Genomic DNA, 17,862 nt, shown 5'->3' on the forward strand with positions numbered 1-17,862 from the left:
ACGTATCAGTGACGCAACAACCTACGCAGCGGAACCCCATCCTTGAGCACGGGGGATTTGATGACGATGTAACTGAAGTACTTGGAAATGCCGATGTTCTTGTCCAGCAACCCTTCGATCACTTCCTGGTAATGCTGGATACTGCACGTCATGAAGCGCACCAGGTAATCGTACCCGCCGCTGATCAAATGGCACTCCAGCACCTCATCGACCAAGCGAATATTGGATTCGAACTTGGCGAAGTCTTCCCGCTTGTGGTCGCTGAGAGTGACTTCAGTGAAGACCGTGACCGAGTCAGTGATCTTGGCCAGGTTGAGATGAGCCCTGTAGCCGGAAATATAACCAGCCGACTCGAGCCGCTTGACTCGCTGCAGGCAGGGGCTGGATGACAGGCCCACGGCATCGGCGAGACTGACGTTGGTCATTCGACCGTCCTTTTGAAGTTCAACAAGGATACTGATATCAATTCGGTCTAGTTTTATTAAACCTTCCATCGGGTACCCCTCGGTTGTCTTCAGGTTGACAGTGGTTTTAGCAAATTCAACGCCGCAAAGATAGCTGATGCTGAGCGACGAGGTCGGCCATGCTGGTGATGTAGAAATCGGCGGAATATGCTTGATTATCAGGCTCATGGCCACGACGGATCAGGCACAGGCCAGCCGATTTTGGCGGGGACGCGGGCGGCCTGGACACTTGCATGATGTTTTCAGGCTTGAGCTTGTTCGCCAGCAACCATGCCTCGTCCTCCAATGGATTGTTGGCGCGGGAATGCAGGTCCTCGGGGGGAATTCCCAAGCGTTCGCAGAGCGGGTCACGATCCTCGGCATCACGATCGCAATACACCAGCAGCCGGTAGAATTTGCGCAGGTACAACATGGCACCGGGCGCGTCCTCGAACAGCGACCAGCTGCTGGCCGAACGGGCAAAGCTCATGCCCTCCTCCCAACTGACCTTGAGCCCCAGGCGCTCTGCCAGTTGACGATGGGCAAAGCACAACAGACCACTGAAGCCCAGTTCGGAAAAACGCGGATAGAGCCCGCGCACCGCCTCGTCGAACTCAGCCAGCACCGCCTCCCTGGCTGGCACGTCCGGATGGTTGTCGAGCAAAGGTTGCAGGGCCGTCCAGACACCGGAATCCCGATCGACCAGGACTTCGTCGCAATCGATCAGCAGCGCACGATAATCAGTCAGGTGCATGTGTGTCGCCTCCCATGATGCATTCATCAATCCATATGCGCTAAATGCCCCCGGTCGGCACATCGCTACTGCGGGCCGACCGAGACCTGAGATTAATCCAACACGCGTAGCAATGCTGCTTCAAGAATGGTCAGTGCTTCGTCGATCTGACTTTCTTCGGTGACCAGGGGCGCCAGGAAGCGCAGGACATTTCGGTGCACCCCGCATTTGATCACCAACAGCCTGCCGACCCTGGCCTGGTCGATCAGTTGTTGAGTGAGTTCGGCATCGGGGCTGCGGGCCTCATCGTCTTTGATCAATTCGATGGCCAGCATGAAGCCGGTACCGCGCACGTCACCGATGCGCGGGTGACGTGCCTGCAAGCGCAGCAGGCCCTGACGCAGCCGCTCGCCCAGGACCTGGCCACGCTCGAGCAACTGCTCCTGTTCGTAAGCGTCGATCACCGCCAGCGCCGCTGCACAGGACAAGGCGTTTCCACCGTAGGTGCCGCCGAGACCACCGGGCAATGGCGCGTCCATGATGTGCGCACGCCCCACTACGCCCGAAATGGGCAGGCCACCTGCCAGACTCTTGGCGACAGTGACCAGGTCCGGCTGAATGCCGGCGTGCTGAAAACCGAACCATTTGCCGGTACGCCCGAAGCCGGTCTGGATTTCATCGAGGATGAGCACGATGCCGTGTTGCTCGGTGAGGGTCCGCAGCGCCTGGAGAAATTCGGGCGGAGCAGAAAGGAAGCCGCCGTCGCCCTGCACCGGCTCGATGATGATCGCCGCGACGCGATCCGGAGCGACTTGGGTCGCCAGCAGCTCATTCAGGGCCTGCAACGCCATCTCGCTGCTGAAACCACGATAGGCATTCGGGTATGGAGTATGGAAGACCTCCGGTGCGAAGGGCCCGAAGTTCTGCTTGTAGGGCTGGCTCATGCCCGTCAGCGTCGTACCCAGCAAGGTACGCCCATGAAAACCGCCACGAAAGGAAATGACCGCGGGACGATTGGTATGGGCGCGGGCGATCTTCACCGCGTTCTCCACCGCCTCCGCGCCAGAGGTGAACAACGCCGCCTTGTAGGCTTGCTGACCACCTACCAACTCGCACAGGCGCTTGACCAGGTCGAGATAGGGCTTGTAGGCCACCACCTGGAAGCAAGCATGGCTGACCTTTTGCAATTGGGCCTGCACGGCCGCGACTACCTTCGGATGATTGTGACCAATGTTCAAGACGCCAATGCCGCCGACGAAGTCCAGGTAGCGCGCCCCGTCCACGTCCCACACTTCAGCCCCCTGGGCCCGGTCGATGACCAGCGGATGTGCGGTGACCAGACCCCGGGGCACGAATTGATCGCGTTGACGGAGCAAGCTTGGGGTTTCTTCGACTTTACTGTTCATGGCATCTCCCACAGTGAACCAGGCAACCGGGAAACGGCTGCGATGTGTTCCACAGGTTAAGCGTTCGACGCGATTGTCTAAGCCGAACTTGGCCTCTGGGAAATTCGGATCGACTGTTTTCACCCCGGCAAACAGCAGATTCCTTCAGCCGCCTCCAGCCCGATGGAATCTGCCGGCAGACGCCCCATACAACGCAGCGATGTGTGATTACGCAGGCTCTTTTGATACATCCTGCTTTGCCACTCGGGCATGCTGGAGGTTCCCTATCCAGTAACGAGAAGTGACCCATGGCCCTGCTTTATAAAGCCGACCCGGTACGCGGCGAACAATGGAAGCGTCTATTCGCCGAGCACGCGCCGGATATCGAATGGCGTGCCTGGCCGGACATCGGCGATCCGAAGGATATTCGCTACCTCGCCGCCTGGCAGGCGCCGGACGACCTCGAAACATTGCTGCCAAACCTGGAGGTGCTGTTCGCCTTGTCGGCCGGGGTCGACCAACTTGACCTTGATCGCCTGCCCACGTCCCTGCCGGTGGTCCGGCTACTCGACCCCGGCATCACCCGGGGCATGTGCGAGTACGCCAGTTTCGCCGTGCTCAGCCTGCACCGGGACATGCTCCGTTATCGCCAGCAACAGGTCGCCCGGTGCTGGCAGGCGCACTTGCTGCAGCCGGCGGCCCAACGTCGGGTCGGTGTCATGGGGCTAGGCATGCAGGCCCGGCAGATCCTGGCCACCTTGCAGACCTTTGGCTTCGCCTTATCAGGTTGGGCACGCAGCGAACACCGCATCGCCGGGGTGGATTGCTTTGCCGGTGACGCACAGCTCCCGGCGTTCCTCGGCCAATGCGACATCGTGTTGTGTGTCTTGCCATTGACCGAGCAGACCAAAGGGATTCTCAACCGCCAGTTGTTCCAACACCTGCCCAAGGGGGCTGCCCTGGTCAACATGGGTCGCGGCGGGCACCTGATAGAAGAGGATCTGCTCGACGCCCTGGCCAGCGGCCAGCTCAGTGCCGCGGTGCTCGACGTATTGCAACAGGAACCGGCAGCATCGGATCACCCGTTCTGGCAGCATCCACAAATATTACTGACGCCGCATATCGCGGCGATGACCCAACCCGAAAGTGCCTTTGGCGTGTTGCTGGACAATATCCGCCGCCATCAGCGCGGCGAATCGATGCTCGGCCAGATTGACCCTCAGCGACGTTATTGACCCGCGCGTGTCATGCACCTACGAGAAAAACACCGACGAAAAATCCGCTGATATTTGCTGCTGAGCCTGCTCCCGATTTGAGCAATAACTGCGGTGCGCGAAGCCGCAACTTATGCAATCTACCGAATCAATGTCCGCCTCTTGTCAGGCCTGGTGGCAGGTGAGATACCAACACTTTCAGCGGAGAAATCCGACCGGTCACGCTCCCTGTCCATGGAGATCTGTCATGTCCAACACGCAACGCCCCGCCTGTACCTATCGCCCCATGACGCCTGCCGATGTGACATCGGCTCATGCGTTGTCCGTGCAGTTGAAGTGGCCCCACCGCCTGGAAGACTGGGCCATGCTGCAGCGTGTCTCGCAGGGTTTTGTCGCAGAGGACGAAGGCCGCCTGATCGGTACGGCGTTCACCTGCCCACAGGGTGACTACGCCACGATCGGCCTGGTGATCGTCAGCGATGAGTACCAGGGCCAGGGCATCGGTCGCAAACTGATGGAGCTGGCACTCCAGGCCTGCGGCTCGCAGACCCCCATGCTCAATGCGACGCTGGCCGGCGCGCCTCTTTATGTCAGCCAGGGATTCGTCGACTTTGGGCATATCCAACAACACCAAGGAAACGTATCGCCCCCTGCCCCCAGTGACCTGCCACCCGGTGAGCGCTTGCGCCACCTGACCGAAGCCGATCGAAACGACGTGATCGAACTCGCCAACGCTGGCAGCGGCCTGGACAGGCATGCCGTGCTCAACGATCTGTTCGAGAGTGTCGAAGACGTCGTGGGGATCGAGCGTGAGGGGCAATTGCGAGCGTTCGCCCTCCTGCGTTCCTTCGGTCGTGGTCGTTACATCGGCCCGGTCGTTGCGGAAAATCCAGAGCAGGCCAAGCACCTGATCGCGGTGTTGTTGGCTCAAGTGCCGGATGCTTTCGTACGCATGGATGTACTGCCCGACAGCGGGCTCGGTTCCTGGCTGGAAGAAGCCGGGCTGAAACAGGTCGACACCGTCGCACAAATGGTTCGTGGGGCCCCACCCCAGGCCCGCGATGGCGTACATCAGTTTGCGCTGGTGACCCAGGCTATCGGCTGACGCCCCACTCACAGCGACACTATCCACTCTCCCGGAGTAACACCCTCATGCTAGAACCCACCGCCGTGCTGCTCGCACATGCCAACGGCACTCCCGCGTCAACAGCATTCACCTGCGGCTCATTGGGCGCCAACGATCCTTTCGAGCGACAGATCGCTTATGTCGGGACCGATGACATTGCTGCCGGCGTCGTCCAGGCGAGCGGACAATTCAGCAGCAATCGGTACCCCTACAGTGAAACGATCGTGGTTCACGCGGGACGCGTCATCTTGCAGAGCCAGGATCACGCGCTCGAACTCAATCCGGGTGACAGCGCCGTGATCGCCCGTGGCACACCGGTTCAGATCGACGCGCTACCTGGCTCGTTCTGGGCATTCTGTGCCGATACCCAGCCCGTTGAAACCGGCACTGTCGGACTGACCGCCCTCCCCCCATACACCCTGCTCTCCCCTTCGACGCCGCCGAGTGAAGAGTTCCTGCTGAGCCCGACACCGCAATGTCGCTCGAACAACGTGTTCGTCGAGGACGCGACCAACCTGCGTATCGGCATCTGGGACTCGACACCCTATACCCGCAAGGCGCGGCCACACACGATGCATGAGCTGATGCACCTGATCGAGGGCAGCATCATTCTCCAGAACGCCGATGGTTCCGAACTGGCGGTCAACACGGGCGATACGGTGTTCGTGCCGCGAGGCGCCCCCTGCGCCTGGAAGAGCAGCGTCTATGTGCGCAAGTTCTACGTCTGCAAATGATGTCTGGCGGGGCCTTTTGGGGTTGGTGAGGCCGCGCTCCCCCTGTGGGAGCGAGCTTGCTCGCGATGGCGGTGGTCCGGTCACATGGGTGCTGGGCTTGCTGGCCCCATCGCGAGCGAGCTCGGCTCCCACATAGGTTCTTCGGTGCCCACAGATTCAGCATCCGCCCGCAATCCCTTGTGGGAGCTGAGCTTGCTCGCGATAGCAGATCGTCAGCAATGATGATGTCGACTGACACAACGCCATCGCGAGCAAGCTCGCTCCCACAAGGGGAGCGCGGTGTACATGAGGTCTGTGGCTTCTGGAAATCCAATGTGGGAGCGAGCTTGCTCGCGGTGGCGGTGGTCCGGTCACATGGGTGCTGGGCTTGCTGGCCTCATCGCGAGCGAGCTCGGCTCCCACATGGGTTCTTCGGTGCCCACAGATTCAGCATCCGCCCGTAATCCCTTGTGGGAGCTGAGCTTGCTCGCGATGGCGGACCGTCAGCAATGATGATGTCGACTGACACAACGCCATCGCGAGCAAGCTCGCTCCCACAAGGGGAGCGCGGTGTACATGAGGTCTGTGGCCTCTGAAAATCCAATGTGGGAGCGAGCTTGCTCGCGATGCTCAGTTCAAAGCGCCATCGCAATAGCCTGACCCACATCCTGGGTCGAGCCCTGCCCGCCTAGATCAGGTGTGATCGGCCCCTCGGCGATCACCTGCTCGATGGCCCTGAGAATTCCATCATGGGCCGCACGGTAGCGCTCATCGCCATTGCCGAGGAAGTCCAGCATCAAGGCGCCGGACCAGATCATCGCAATCGGGTTGGCGATGTTCCGTCCATAGATATCCGGCGCCGAGCCATGGACCGGTTCGAACAACGAGGGAAAACGGCGCTCCGGGTCGAGGTTGGCCGAAGGGGCGATGCCGATGGTGCCGGCGCAGGCAGGGCCCAGGTCGGACAGGATGTCGCCGAACAGATTCGACGCCACGACCACATCGAAACGGTCGGGTTGAAGCACGAAGCGCGCGCAGAGGATATCGATGTGTTGCTTGTCCCAGGTGACGTCCGGGTACTGCTGCGCCATGAGCGCGGTGCGTTCGTCCCAGTACGGCATGCTGATGGAGATGCCGTTGGACTTGGTCGCCGCGGTCAGGCGTTTGCGCGGCCGGGTCTGGGCCAGGTCGAAAGCGAACTTGAGAATCCGGTCCACGCCGCGGCGAGTGAACACCGACTCCTGCAGCACGAACTCATGTTCGGTGCCTTCGAACATCTTGCCGCCGATCGAGGAATACTCGCCCTCGGTGTTTTCGCGGATCACCACGAAGTCGATGTCCCCGGCTTCGCGTCCGGCCAGCGGGCACGGTACACCGGGAAACAGCCGCACCGGCCGGATGTTCACGTATTGGTCGAAGTCCCGGCGAAACTTCAGCAGCGACCCCCACAGGGAAATGTGATCAGGCACCTTGTCCGGCCAGCCCACGGCGCCAAAGTAGATCGCGTCGAAGTCCTTGAGCTGCGCAAACCAGTCGGCGGGCATCATCTGCCCGTGTTCCAGGTAATAATCGCAGTGAGCCCAGTCGAGCACTTCGATGCTCAAATCCAATTGCCATTTCTTCGCGGCCTGCTCCAATACCCGCAGCCCTTCCGGCAAGACTTCCTTACCGATGCCGTCGCCGGCAATCGCAGCGATTCTGAATGGTTTGCTCATCAACCGTGCCTCCTCTCTTCAAATGCTGACCGGATCACAAGCCACCCATGTGGAAGGCTTTGACTTCAAGGAACTCGTCCAGGCCATATTTGCTGCCTTCACGCCCCAGCCCCGATTGCTTGATACCGCCAAAGGGAGCGACGTCCATGGAAATGAGCCCGGTATTGAGCCCGACCATGCCGAACTCCAGCGCCTCGCCAAACCGCCATGAGCGGCGCAAGTCCTGGGTGAAGAAATAGGCGGCCAAGCCGTAAGGCGTTGCGTTGGCCGAGGCCAGCGCCTCTTCTTCGGTGCTGAAACGCATCAACGGCGCAACGGGACCGAAGGTCTCTTCATTGGCCAGCAGCATTCCGGCATGGGCCTCACCGAGCACCGTCGGCTGGACGAACTGGCTGTCGCCCTTGGGGATTTCACCACAGAGTAGACGAGCGCCCTGACTCAAGGCCTCGTCGATATGTCGAGCGACCTTGCTGACCGCCGCCGTATTGATCAGTGGGCCTATGTTTACGCCGGCATCCAGGCCATCGCCGACCTTGAGCTTGCCCACCTCCTCCACCAGGCGCTGGGCGAAGCGCTCGTAGATCCCATCCTGCACCAGGATCCGGTTGGCGCAGACGCAGGTCTGCCCGGCGTTGCGGAATTTGCTGAGCATGATGCCGGTCACGGCCTGCTCCAGGTCCGCGTCGTCGAACACGATGAACGGCGCGTTACCGCCCAGCTCCAGGCTCAAGCGCTTGATGTGTTCGGCGCTCTGGCGCATCAGCAGGCGACCGACCGCCGTGGACCCGGTGAAAGACAGCTTGCGCACGGTCGGGTTGCCGGTCAGTTCTTCACCAATGCCGGCGGGCATGCCGGTCACGACGTTGAACACCCCGGCGGGAATGCCGACCCGCTCGGCCAACACCGCCAGTGCCAGGGCTGACAGCGGGGTCAGGTCCGACGGCTTGACCACGATCGTGCAGCCGGCGGCCAGGGCGGGTGCGCACTTGCGGGTGATCATCGCGTTGGGGAAGTTCCATGGGGTGATCGCGGCGCAAACACCGACCGGTTGCTTGAGGGTCAGCAAGCGGCGATCACCGCTGGGGGCCTGGATGGTTTCACCGTAGACCCGTCGGGCTTCTTCGGCGAACCATTTGACGAAGCTGGCACCGTAGCGAATTTCGCCCTGGGCTTCCGCCAGCGGCTTGCCCTGTTCGCAGGTCAGGATCAACGCCAGGTCATCGAGGTTGTCGATCATGGCCTGATACCAGCGATCCAGCAGCGCCGCCCGCTCTGCCGCCGGACGTGCACGCCAGGCCGGCCAGGCACGGTCGGCGGCTTCGACGGCGCGCCGGGTTTCACTGCCTTGTATCGCGGGGACCCTGGCGAGCACTTCGCCGGTGGCCGGGTTGATAACGTCCACGGTCGCGGCGTTGTCGGCGCCGACCCACTGACCGTCGATGTAAGCGCGTTCTACCAGCAAGCTGGGGTCTTTCAGGCGATTCTTGAGCATGGTGTCGGGTCCTGTTTTGAGACAGCCTTCAGTCTATTGTTTCGCCCTGGACGAGGATGCTGAAAACGCCGGCCCTACAGTCGTGAATGCTGAAAATCAGCCTTCGGCGGCATGCTCTACCGTGGGTGGGGATTGATCGCCGTGCGCCTCGATCAGGTGATGAAACGCACGGGGTTGCAGGCGTGGTGAGGGAATGTTCAATCAGGCAGACGGAATACTAGCGGTGCATTGAGCCCACTAACCCTTGCAGGAAGCGCTCGCCAGCGTCCATCTGGCTGATCTCGATGAACTCGTCAGGCTTGTGCGCCTGTTCTATCGAGCCTGGCCCGCAGACCACCACCGGCACATCCAGGCGTTGTTTGAACAATCCGCCCTCGGTGCCGAATGAGACCTTGGCCGTGCCGGTGTCCGGGGCGGCAAAGTTTTTCAGGAAGCGCACCGCTTCGACGCTCGGGTGGGTATCGAGGCCCGGGTAGACATTCAGTGTCTCGATTTCGATAGCGGCCACGCTGGAGAGCTTCCTGGCTTCGCCGACGATCAGTTCGGCTCGCTCACGCATCTGCTCCAGGAACCCGTCCAGGTCGTCCGCCGGCAAGTTACGCACTTCGAAGTCCAGGGTGCACAAGTTGGGCACGATGTTCAGCGCCTTGCCGCCGACAATCTGTCCAACATGCACGGTGCTGTAGGGCACGTCGTAATCGGTATCCCGGGCGCCCTGCTCTTGCAACTGCTGCTGGCTCAGGCGCAGCGCGGCAATGAAATCGCAGGCCACGTGAATCGCATTGACCGAGCGCGGTGCCAGGGAGGAATGCGCTTCCAGGCCGCGACAGTAAGTACGGTAGGAACCCTTGCCCTTGTGCCCGAGTACGAACTGCATATTGGTTGGCTCGCCGATGACGCACAGAAACGGCCGGACCGGTGCCAGGTGCAGCACATCGAGCAAACGACGCACCCCCACGCAACCGATCTCTTCGTCATGGGACAGGGCCAATTGCAATGGCCGGCTCAATGGCTGCTCGGTGGCCTCGAGCATTGCGTCGACAGCCAGTGCGATAAAACCCTTCATGTCGCAACTGCCACGGCCATAAATCCGCCCGTCCTGCACCGTCGCCTCGAAGGCAGGAAAGGTCCAGGCCTGCCCCGCCGCCGGCACCACGTCGGTATGCCCGGACAGCAGGATCCCCGGCACGTCCCGTGGCCCGGTGCTGGCAAACAGATTGGCTTTCTTGCCGCTTTCATCCTGGACGATCAGGGACTCGATGCCCTTGGTCAGCAGCAGGTCGCGTACGTACTCGATCAAGGCCATGTTCGATTCCGAAGAGACGGTATCGAAGGCCATCAGCCGTTTGAGAATGTCCAACACGCGGGGTTTCATGAGGCCTTGCTCCGTTGCTCGACTGAAAAGAAGAAGCGCTTGATGTCGACCAGCCTGACGAAACGCCGGTTCATGCATACGCCGCTACGGTCATGTTGTTGAACTGCTGGGTCTTCATCAGTTCCGCACTGTCGTGGTGGCAGAGGATTTCACTGCCGCCCACAATCATCCGCCGCTGCGGCGCGACGCAATTGCACAAGCCGTCGACCCGCACCGGGCAGCGACTGAGGAAGGTGCACAGGTCGGGCACGTTGGCTTTAGGGCCAATGGCCGGCAGCGTCTGGCAGGTCGTGGCCCCACAGGTTTCCAGCCAGCCCTGGCGCAGTTCCGGTACGGAATGGATCAGCAGGTCGGTATACGGATGGAACGGTGCCTGCGCATAGGATTGGCGCGTTCCGGCCTGGATCTTGTGGCCGCTGTACATCACCACGATGTCGTCACACAGGGCGCGCACGGTGGAGATGTCGTGGCTGATGAACAGATAGGACACCCCCAGTTGCTGGCGCAGATCGCGCAGCAGTTCGAGAATCGCCGCACCGACCACGGTATCCAGCGCCGAGGTCACCTCGTCGCAGAGAATCAGGTCCGGCTTGGCCGCCAAGGCCCGGGCCAGGTTGACCCGTTGCTTCTGCCCGCCGGACAGTTCGTTCGGACGCCGCTGCGCCATCGCCCGCGGCAAACGCACCAGGTCCAGCAATTCGCCGATACGCTCGCGCAAAGCCGCGCCCTTGAGGCCGAAATACATCTTCAGCGGGCGGCTCAGGATCGTGCTGACGCTGTGCATCGGGTTGAGCGCGGTGTCGGCATTCTGGAAGACCATTTGAATACGTCGAAACTGCTCGGGGGTGCGCGACGACAGGCTGCCCCCCAGGGGTTGGCCATCGAAGGTCAACCCGCCAAGGGCCGGTACCAGCAATCCGGCCACGACCCGTGCCAGGGTCGATTTGCCGGAACCCGACTCACCGATGACGCCGATGGCCTGGCCTCTGCGAACCGTCAGGTCAATGTCTTCCAGCACGCGAATCGCTGGCATGCCCTGGGCATTTTTGTTGCCATAGCCAGCGGTGAGCCCCTGGATGGTCAGCAACGGTGTCTCTTGGGCGATGTCGCTCGGCGGACGGATCGTCGTGTCCGGTCGCGCCGCCGCCAGCAAGCTGCGGGTGTATTTGTGGGCCGGGCCCTTGAGCAACGGTGCCGTGGCGCTGTGTTCGAAGATTTCGCCGCCATTGAGCACCACGATCTGGTCAGCCATCTGCGCCACCACCGCCAGATCGTGAGACACATAGACGGCCGTGGCCCCACGTTCACGGACCACTCGCTTGAAGGCCCGCAGTACATCGATCTGGGTGGTCACATCAAGGGCCGTGGTCGGCTCGTCGAGCACCACCAGCAACGGATCGCTGATCAGCGCCATGGCCGCCATCACCCGTTGCAGTTGCCCGCCGGACACCTGATGGGGGTAGCGCTGGCCGATACGCTCAGGGTCTGGCAGGGCCAGGTCGCGGAACAACTCGATAGCCTTGGCTTCAAGCGCCGCCCGACTACCCAGGCCGTGGATCAGAGCGCCCTCCACCACTTGGTCGATCAGCTTTTTCGCCGGATTGAATGCCGCTGCGGCGCTCTGGGCGATATAGGACACCCGGTTGCCCCGCAACTTCTGCAACTGGCTTTCGCTCAACGCCAGCATGTCATGCTCGCCGATTTGCACCACGCCGCCCGCCAGGCGACAACCGCGCCGGGCATAACCGAGCAGCGCCAGGGCAATGGTGGTCTTGCCGGAACCGGACTCACCGATCAACGCCAACACTTCGCCTTTTTGCAGGGAAAAGCTGACCCCCTTGACGATGTCCACTTCACCCTGTTCGCCACAGGCGACCACGCGCAGGTCCTGTACTCGAATCAATTCGCTCATTTCAATGACCTCCCGAACGTCGGCTACGTCGCGACGACAACCGGTCGATGAACAGATTCACACCGATGGTCAGGGTGCCGATGGCCAGGGCCGGAATCACAATGGCCGGCGCCCCCTGATTGAGGCCGCCGATGTTCTCGCGCACCAGCGAGCCCAGGTCGGCATCCGGCGGTTGCACGCCCAGTCCCAGGAAACTCATGCCACTGAGCAGCAACACGATAAAACCAAAGCGCAGGCCCAGGTCCGCCAGCACCGGGTTGAGTATGTTCGGCAGGATTTCCACACAAGCGATGTACAGCCGGCGCTCGCCACGGGTACGGGCCACTTGCACGTATTCCAGGGCTTCGATATTCACCGCCATGCTGCGGGCGATGCGGAAAGCGCCGGGGGTGTAGCTCAACACCGCCGTGCAGATCAGCAAGGTGACCGAGGAGCCGAAGGCCGAGACCATGATCAGCGCCAACATCTTGCTGGGGATCGAGATGAACGCGTCCATCAGGCGACTGATCAGTTCATCCAGCCACTTTGGCGACACCACCGACAGCAGCGCCAGACTGGTTCCCAGGGTGCTGGACAACACCGCGGCCACCAACGCCAGGCCGACGGTGAAGCGTGCGCCGACAAGGATCCGGCTGAGCATGTCGCGGCCCAGGTAATCGGTGCCAAACGGGTATGTCGCGCTGAGGCTGTCGAAGACGTTGTCAGAGACCACCTCTCCCACCGGATGCGGCGCCAGCCACGGACCGAAGATGGCCACCAGCAACCAGATCACACACATCGCGGCACCGACCAGGCCAAGCCAGGACTTTGCGTGGGCGTCTTTGCCCAGCCCCAGCGCAACGGCCGCCGTCGGGGACTTCACAATGAGGTTGTTCATTGGTTTCTCAGCCTCGGGTTGGAAAGGATCGCGCACAGGTCGGCAATCAACACCAACGCCAGGTACGCCGTACAAAACAACATGGTGCAGGCCTGGACCAGGGCCATGTCGCGGTTGGTCACGGCATCGACCATCAGGCTGGCGATGCCGGGGTAGTTGAAGATCGTTTCCACGATCACCACCCCGCCCAACAGATAGGACAGGCTCAGGGCGATGGCATTGGCGATGGGGCCAATGGCATTGGGCAAGGCATGCCGCAGGACGATCCGGATATTGCTGACGCCCTTGAGCCGGGCCATTTCCACGTAAGGGCTGTCGAGTTGATCGATCACCGCCGCCCGGGTCATGCGCGACATTTGCGCGACAATCACGCAGCACAGCGTCATCACCGGCAAGGCGTAGGTGCGCATGAATTGCCAGGGTGAGGTGATGTCACTGGCATAGGACAGTGCCGACAACCAGCCCAGGTTCACCGCGAATATCAGCACCGCCAAGGTGGCGACCAGAAACTCCGGCACCGCCACCATGGTCAAGGTGAAGAAGCTCAGGAAGCTGTCGATACGCCCGCCTCGTCCCATCGCCGAACCGATACCCAGGGTCAAGGCCACAGGCACCGATACCAACGCCGTGGCAGCCGCCAGCATCAAGGTGTTGGGGACCCGGCCGGCCATCAAGTCGACGACCGGCATGGCATTGGACATCGACATCCCCAAGTCACCGCTGAGCAGGCTCGTCAGCCAATGCAGGTAACGCAACACACCGGGCTGGTCCAACCCCATTTTCATCCGCAGGGCCGCCACCTGTTCCGGCGTGGCGAACTGCCCCAGCGCCTGTTGCGCGGCGTCCCCCGGCAGCACTGCCGTGATGGCGAATACCACCATGGAGACAATCAACAAGGTCACGACCGCCGCCCCCAGGCGGCGGCCGATCAACCAGAGTGTGTTGCTGTTCATCATCCGACCCTCATGCAATATGGCCCAAACCCGACGGTCATCAGGCGTCCAGCCAGACTTGCTCGGCAAACATGTAGCCCATGAAACCGCCCAGGGGGTTGGCGCCGTAGCCCTTTACGCGCTGATCGGCGCCATCGATGTTGCTGATGAATACCGGTACGCCGATGCCACAGTGCTCATGTACCAGCACTTGCATGTCGCCGTACATCTTGCCGCGCTTGGCCTCGTCGGTTTCACCTCGGGCCTGCACCAACAACTGGTCGAACTGTTCGTTTTTCCAACCGGATTCATTCCACGGTGCGCTCGACTGGAAGAACTGCGAGAACAGCATGTCGGCATTGGGCCGCGGGTTGATGTTGCCGAAGCTCAGTGGGTGCTTGGCCCAATGGTTGGACCAGTAGCCATCGCTCGGCAGGCGGTTGACGTTGAGCTTGAGTCCCGCCTCCTTGGCGGACTGCTGCAGCAATACCGCGACGTCCACCGAGCCGGTCGCCGCTGGCGAGCACATCAGCGGCATGCTGATGTCTTGCATGCCGGCCTTCTTGAGCAGGAACTTGGCCTGTTCCGGATCGTAGGCCCGTTGTGGCAACTCGGCATTGTGGAAACGTGCCCCGGGTGCGATCGGATGATCGTTGCCGACCCTGGCGTAGCCGCGGAAGATCGCCGACTTGATCTGTTCGCGGTCCAGCAGCAACTTCATGGCCTGGGTGAATTCCGGGCTTTGGCCCGGCATCTGGTCCTGACGGATGATCAGGTCAGTGTAGTTGCCCGACGGTGAATCGATGACCTGGTGCTTGGCGCTGGCCTTGATGCGAGTCGTCGAGCGTGGGTTGACCTCGTTGACGATGTGCACGTCCCCCGACAACAGGGCGTTGATCCGTGACGATTCGTCGGCAATGCCGATGAATTCGATCTCGTCCAGGTACGGCAAGCCGGGTTTCCAGTAGTTGGTATTGCGCACACCAATGGAGCGCACCCCGGGCTTGAACTCCTTGACCTTGAACGGACCGGTACCGATGCCCTGGCTGAAATCGCTGGTGCCCTCGGGAACGATCAACATGTGGGAGACGGCCAGGATCGACGGCAGCTCAGCGTTGGGACCGCTCAACTGTATCTGCACTTCGTGGGTGCCAACGGCTTTGACTTCGGCGAACTGCGACGCCAGCGGCAGGACCTTGGAACCGGTGATCGGGTCCTTGTGCCGCAGCAGCGAAAACACCACGTCGGCGGCGGTCAGGGCCTTGCCATTGTGGAAGGTCACTTCCTTGCGCAGGCTGATCACCCAAAGCGTGGCGTCGGTGGTGTCGATACGCTCGGCCAGTTCCAGCTGCGGCACCATGTGGCTGTCGAACCGCGTCAGCCCGTTATAGAACATGTAATGGCGCACATAATCGGTGGACGATGAACCTTTGGCCGGATCGAGGGTGTCGGCGGTGGAACTGGTCGAGCCGGCGACGCGAATGCGCCCGCCAGGCTTGCCTTTGCCAGGGGCGGCCTCCTCATCGGCGAACAGCTTGCCGGCGGCGCCGAACAGGCTGCCCGCGCCCGCCACGGCCACTCCGGCCAATCCCAGCATTTGCAATGCATTGCGGCGTGACATGCCGCGATTGAGCCCTTCGAAAATGCGCAGACTTTCCGTACCTGTTATCAGCTGGGTGTCGATACTGTTTTTTTTGTCAGTCATGTCAGTTCTACCTTTCGGAAATGATAAGGCTCGATTGCTCGCGATTAACGCAATGTGTTGAAACGTGAAGCGTCTCCCGCAACTCAGTGCAAATAGTCTTGAAGGCGGTAGTACGCACCGACCAGAGGCAAAAACCAGGGCTTGCCAAAATGACCGGGGATCGCCGGCCAATCGAGTTCGCGCCAAGGGTTGGCCTCGACCTTGCCCGCCATGACGTCGGCCATGACTTGCCCCATGTGCACCGACATCTGCACACCATGGCCGCTGTAGCCCATGGAGTGATAAACCCCGCCGTGCTGGCCGGCCCGGGGCAGCCGATCGGAGGTCATGTCCACCAATCCGCCCCAGCAGTAATCGACCTTCACCTGGGCCAGTTGCGGGAACATCTGCACCATCGCCGCGTGCAAGACTTTGCCGCTCTTGGCATCGGACACGCTGTCAGACATGGCAAACCGTGCCCGCCCGCCAAACAGCAGACGGTTGTCCGGAGTCAGGCGAAAGTAGTTACCGATCATGCGGCTGGTGACATAGGAACGGTGTGCCGGCAGCAAGCTGTCGATCAGCGCCTGTGGCAACACCTCGGTGGCGATCACGAAACTGCCCACCGGCACGATCCGCCGCCGATACCAGCCCAACCCACCCTGCTGAGAGGTGCCGGTGGCCAGCAGGACCTGCGTGGCCTGTAGCGATCCCTTGGTGGTATTGACCCGGTAGCCGCCGGCACTGGCTTTCCAGTCCGTGACGGACACGCCCTGGAAAATCAAGGCGCCGTGACGGGCGGCGGCCTCGGCCAACCCGACCCCGAAGCGCCCGACGTGCATCTGCACGCCGTTGCGCTGCAACAAGCCACCATGGAACTGGGCCGAGTTGACCTCTGCGCGGGTCTCTTGTGCAGACAACAATTCGACCTCGGCATCGACCTCACGCCGAATCAACTCGCAGGTGCGTGCCAAACCTTCGTAATGCATGGGCTTGGCCGCCAGCTTGAGCTTGCCGTTGCGCGTGAAGTTGCAGGCGATCTGCTCCTGCTCCACCAGCGAGACGACGCTCTGCACGGCACTTTCGTAAGCCTGGTAATAGGCGCGGGCTTTATCGGCACCGAGGCTGGCGCTCAGGGCCGCGTAGTCCTGGGCCACGCCGGTATTGCACTGGCCGCCATTGCGCCCCGACGCCTCGCCAATGACCCGCCCGCCTTCCAGCACCGCTACATTGGCCCCCTTCAAGGCCAGGGCCCGGGCCGCGGCCAGGCCAGTGAAACCACCACCGACGATGGCCACATCGACCTGCCCGGGCAACGCACCGAGCTGGGCACCGGTAAATGCCGGTGCGGTATCGAGCCAATAAGACTCACTGCCCATGTCTAACCCCTTATGCCTTGAAGAGTGTCCAAAGACTCAGAGACCGACCAGGCCGGCCAATCCGCCGATGTCCGGGATCTGGTGGTAGTTGTAGCCAGCGTTTCCAGGCAGTTCATGACCACGGGCCACGAACGCTTTGTGCTTGATCTTCATGTCGTGGGCCGACATCAGGTCATAACGGAAGCTCGAGGACACGTGCAGGACATCCTCCGGCCCGCAGCCGAGGTTATCGAGCATGAATTCGAAGGCCGCCAGGCGCGGCTTGTAGGCTTGGGCTTGTTGAGCCGTGAAGACTTTATGGAACGGTGCACCGAGCTTGTCGACGTTGGACATGATCTGCTCGTCCATCGCGTTGGAGAAAATCACCAGGGGAATCTTGTCGGCGATTTTCGACAGGCCGGCCGGTACGTCGGCATGGGGCCCCCAGGTCGGGACGGCATCGTAGTAGAGCTGACCTTCGCCTTTGTACTCGACACCCCAACGCTTGCAGACCCGGGCCAGGGCAGTCTTGAGGATTTCATCATAGGGCCGCCAGTCACCCATCACCTGGTCCAGGCGATAGGCCGAGAAATCCTTGACGAACTGGTCCATCTGCTCGGCAGGGACCCGATCGGCGAACAGTTCGCGCGTCATGGTCCCCATCTGAAAGTTGGTCAACGTGCCGTAGCAGTCGAAGGTAATGTACTTGGGGCGAAGGAAGCTCATGAGTGCAGTCCTGAGTGATGGTTGAGGTCATGAGGGGCAAGCGGTTGCGCCGTTCCGAAAGCCTGGGTGCAACGCTGCATCACGGATTTATTACAGCATCATGAGACCGTGCATAAACGGTTAAAAGTATAGGTCCCTTGGCACAAACCACCGTTTTTCGGGGCCTGCTCAGCAGAC

15 protein-coding genes are annotated in these 17,862 nt (G+C 61.4%); 3 read left to right on the forward strand and 12 right to left on the reverse strand.

Annotated features, from left to right (window positions below):
• Window positions 1-5: 5 nt before the first annotated feature.
• From AO356_RS26730 to gabT, 3 genes are all read right to left on the reverse strand, one after another.
• The gene (locus AO356_RS26730) at window positions 6-494 is read right to left on the reverse strand and encodes an Lrp/AsnC family transcriptional regulator (RefSeq protein WP_060742352.1); all 489 of its coding nucleotides are present in this window, start codon (window positions 492-494) and stop codon (window positions 6-8) included.
• Window positions 495-540: 46 nt separating this feature from the next.
• Complete coding sequence (locus AO356_RS26735; protein ID WP_060742353.1) at window positions 541-1,197, reverse strand: HAD family hydrolase; 657 nt, start codon at window positions 1,195-1,197, stop codon at window positions 541-543.
• A 92-nt stretch (window positions 1,198-1,289) separates the two neighbouring features.
• Window positions 1,290-2,582, reverse strand: a complete 1,293-nt coding sequence (gene gabT, locus AO356_RS26740) for a 4-aminobutyrate--2-oxoglutarate transaminase (RefSeq protein ID WP_060742354.1) — start codon at window positions 2,580-2,582, stop codon at window positions 1,290-1,292.
• Between the two features lie 287 nt (window positions 2,583-2,869).
• On the opposite strand from gabT, the gene AO356_RS26745 reads away from it, so the two are divergent.
• From AO356_RS26745 to AO356_RS26755, 3 genes are all read left to right on the forward strand, one after another.
• Window positions 2,870-3,796: a 2-hydroxyacid dehydrogenase gene (locus tag AO356_RS26745; protein WP_060742355.1), complete on the forward strand. Its 927-nt coding sequence runs from the start codon at window positions 2,870-2,872 to the stop codon at window positions 3,794-3,796.
• A gap of 226 nt (window positions 3,797-4,022) precedes the next feature.
• Window positions 4,023-4,880 carry a GNAT family N-acetyltransferase gene (locus AO356_RS26750; RefSeq protein ID WP_060742356.1) on the forward strand — a complete coding sequence of 286 codons (858 nt, stop codon included), beginning with the start codon at window positions 4,023-4,025 and terminating at the stop codon, window positions 4,878-4,880.
• Between the two features lie 47 nt (window positions 4,881-4,927).
• Complete coding sequence (locus tag AO356_RS26755; protein WP_060742357.1) at window positions 4,928-5,635, forward strand: cupin domain-containing protein; 708 nt, start codon at window positions 4,928-4,930, stop codon at window positions 5,633-5,635.
• 614 nt (window positions 5,636-6,249) lie between these two features.
• Here AO356_RS26755 and AO356_RS26760 read toward each other — a convergent pair.
• The 9 genes from AO356_RS26760 to AO356_RS26800 all read right to left on the reverse strand — a co-directional run bounded on the left by AO356_RS26760 (window position 6,250) and on the right by AO356_RS26800 (window position 17,685).
• The gene (locus AO356_RS26760) at window positions 6,250-7,329 is read right to left on the reverse strand and encodes a tartrate dehydrogenase (protein WP_060742358.1); all 1,080 of its coding nucleotides are present in this window, start codon (window positions 7,327-7,329) and stop codon (window positions 6,250-6,252) included.
• Window positions 7,330-7,363: 34 nt separating this feature from the next.
• On the reverse strand, window positions 7,364-8,821 hold the full coding sequence (locus AO356_RS26765; RefSeq protein ID WP_060742359.1) for an NAD-dependent succinate-semialdehyde dehydrogenase: 1,458 nt from the start codon (window positions 8,819-8,821) through the stop codon (window positions 7,364-7,366).
• A 217-nt stretch (window positions 8,822-9,038) separates the two neighbouring features.
• Complete coding sequence (gene argE, locus AO356_RS26770; RefSeq protein WP_060742360.1) at window positions 9,039-10,196, reverse strand: acetylornithine deacetylase; 1,158 nt, start codon at window positions 10,194-10,196, stop codon at window positions 9,039-9,041.
• A gap of 70 nt (window positions 10,197-10,266) precedes the next feature.
• The gene (locus tag AO356_RS26775; RefSeq protein ID WP_060742361.1) at window positions 10,267-12,108 is read right to left on the reverse strand and encodes an ABC transporter ATP-binding protein; all 1,842 of its coding nucleotides are present in this window, start codon (window positions 12,106-12,108) and stop codon (window positions 10,267-10,269) included.
• 1 nt (window position 12,109) lies between these two features.
• A complete protein-coding gene (locus tag AO356_RS26780) occupies window positions 12,110-12,985 on the reverse strand; it encodes an ABC transporter permease (RefSeq protein WP_053121195.1) in 876 nt (291 codons plus the stop codon).
• Window positions 12,982-13,938: an ABC transporter permease gene (locus AO356_RS26785; protein ID WP_060743220.1), complete on the reverse strand. Its 957-nt coding sequence runs from the start codon at window positions 13,936-13,938 to the stop codon at window positions 12,982-12,984. The genes AO356_RS26780 and AO356_RS26785 overlap by 4 nt, the downstream gene beginning before the upstream one ends.
• A gap of 40 nt (window positions 13,939-13,978) precedes the next feature.
• A complete protein-coding gene (locus AO356_RS26790; protein ID WP_060742362.1) occupies window positions 13,979-15,622 on the reverse strand; it encodes an ABC transporter substrate-binding protein in 1,644 nt (547 codons plus the stop codon).
• An 83-nt stretch (window positions 15,623-15,705) separates the two neighbouring features.
• On the reverse strand, window positions 15,706-16,980 hold the full coding sequence (locus AO356_RS26795; protein WP_060742363.1) for an NAD(P)/FAD-dependent oxidoreductase: 1,275 nt from the start codon (window positions 16,978-16,980) through the stop codon (window positions 15,706-15,708).
• Window positions 16,981-17,016: 36 nt separating this feature from the next.
• Complete coding sequence (locus tag AO356_RS26800) at window positions 17,017-17,685, reverse strand: haloacid dehalogenase type II (RefSeq protein WP_060742364.1); 669 nt, start codon at window positions 17,683-17,685, stop codon at window positions 17,017-17,019.
• Between the last annotated feature and the right edge of the window lie 177 nt (window positions 17,686-17,862).

Origin of the sequence: Pseudomonas fluorescens (genome assembly GCF_001307275.1) — a bacterium.
In the GTDB taxonomy this organism is placed as follows: domain Bacteria; phylum Pseudomonadota; class Gammaproteobacteria; order Pseudomonadales; family Pseudomonadaceae; genus Aquipseudomonas; species Aquipseudomonas fluorescens_AA.

Bases quoted from the DNA above. Each gene is read 5' to 3' on its own strand.
- argE (WP_060742360.1), bottom strand. From the start codon at position 10,196: ATGAAACCCCGCGTGTTGGACATTCTCAAACGGCTGATGGCCTTCGAT.
- AO356_RS26755 (WP_060742357.1), top strand. From the start codon at position 4,928: ATGCTAGAACCCACCGCCGTGCTGCTCGCACATGCCAACGGCACTCCC.
- AO356_RS26785 (WP_060743220.1), bottom strand. From the start codon at position 13,938: ATGAACAGCAACACACTCTGGTTGATCGGCCGCCGCCTGGGGGCGGCG.
- AO356_RS26760 (WP_060742358.1), bottom strand. From the start codon at position 7,329: ATGAGCAAACCATTCAGAATCGCTGCGATTGCCGGCGACGGCATCGGT.
- AO356_RS26735 (WP_060742353.1), bottom strand. From the start codon at position 1,197: ATGCACCTGACTGATTATCGTGCGCTGCTGATCGATTGCGACGAAGTC.
- AO356_RS26780 (WP_053121195.1), bottom strand. From the start codon at position 12,985: ATGAACAACCTCATTGTGAAGTCCCCGACGGCGGCCGTTGCGCTGGGG.
- AO356_RS26790 (WP_060742362.1), bottom strand. From the start codon at position 15,622: ATGACTGACAAAAAAAACAGTATCGACACCCAGCTGATAACAGGTACG.
- AO356_RS26745 (WP_060742355.1), top strand. From the start codon at position 2,870: ATGGCCCTGCTTTATAAAGCCGACCCGGTACGCGGCGAACAATGGAAG.
- AO356_RS26775 (WP_060742361.1), bottom strand. From the start codon at position 12,108: ATGAGCGAATTGATTCGAGTACAGGACCTGCGCGTGGTCGCCTGTGGC.
- gabT (WP_060742354.1), bottom strand. From the start codon at position 2,582: ATGAACAGTAAAGTCGAAGAAACCCCAAGCTTGCTCCGTCAACGCGAT.
- AO356_RS26730 (WP_060742352.1), bottom strand. From the start codon at position 494: ATGGAAGGTTTAATAAAACTAGACCGAATTGATATCAGTATCCTTGTT.
- AO356_RS26795 (WP_060742363.1), bottom strand. From the start codon at position 16,980: ATGGGCAGTGAGTCTTATTGGCTCGATACCGCACCGGCATTTACCGGT.
- AO356_RS26800 (WP_060742364.1), bottom strand. From the start codon at position 17,685: ATGAGCTTCCTTCGCCCCAAGTACATTACCTTCGACTGCTACGGCACG.
- AO356_RS26750 (WP_060742356.1), top strand. From the start codon at position 4,023: ATGTCCAACACGCAACGCCCCGCCTGTACCTATCGCCCCATGACGCCT.
- AO356_RS26765 (WP_060742359.1), bottom strand. From the start codon at position 8,821: ATGCTCAAGAATCGCCTGAAAGACCCCAGCTTGCTGGTAGAACGCGCT.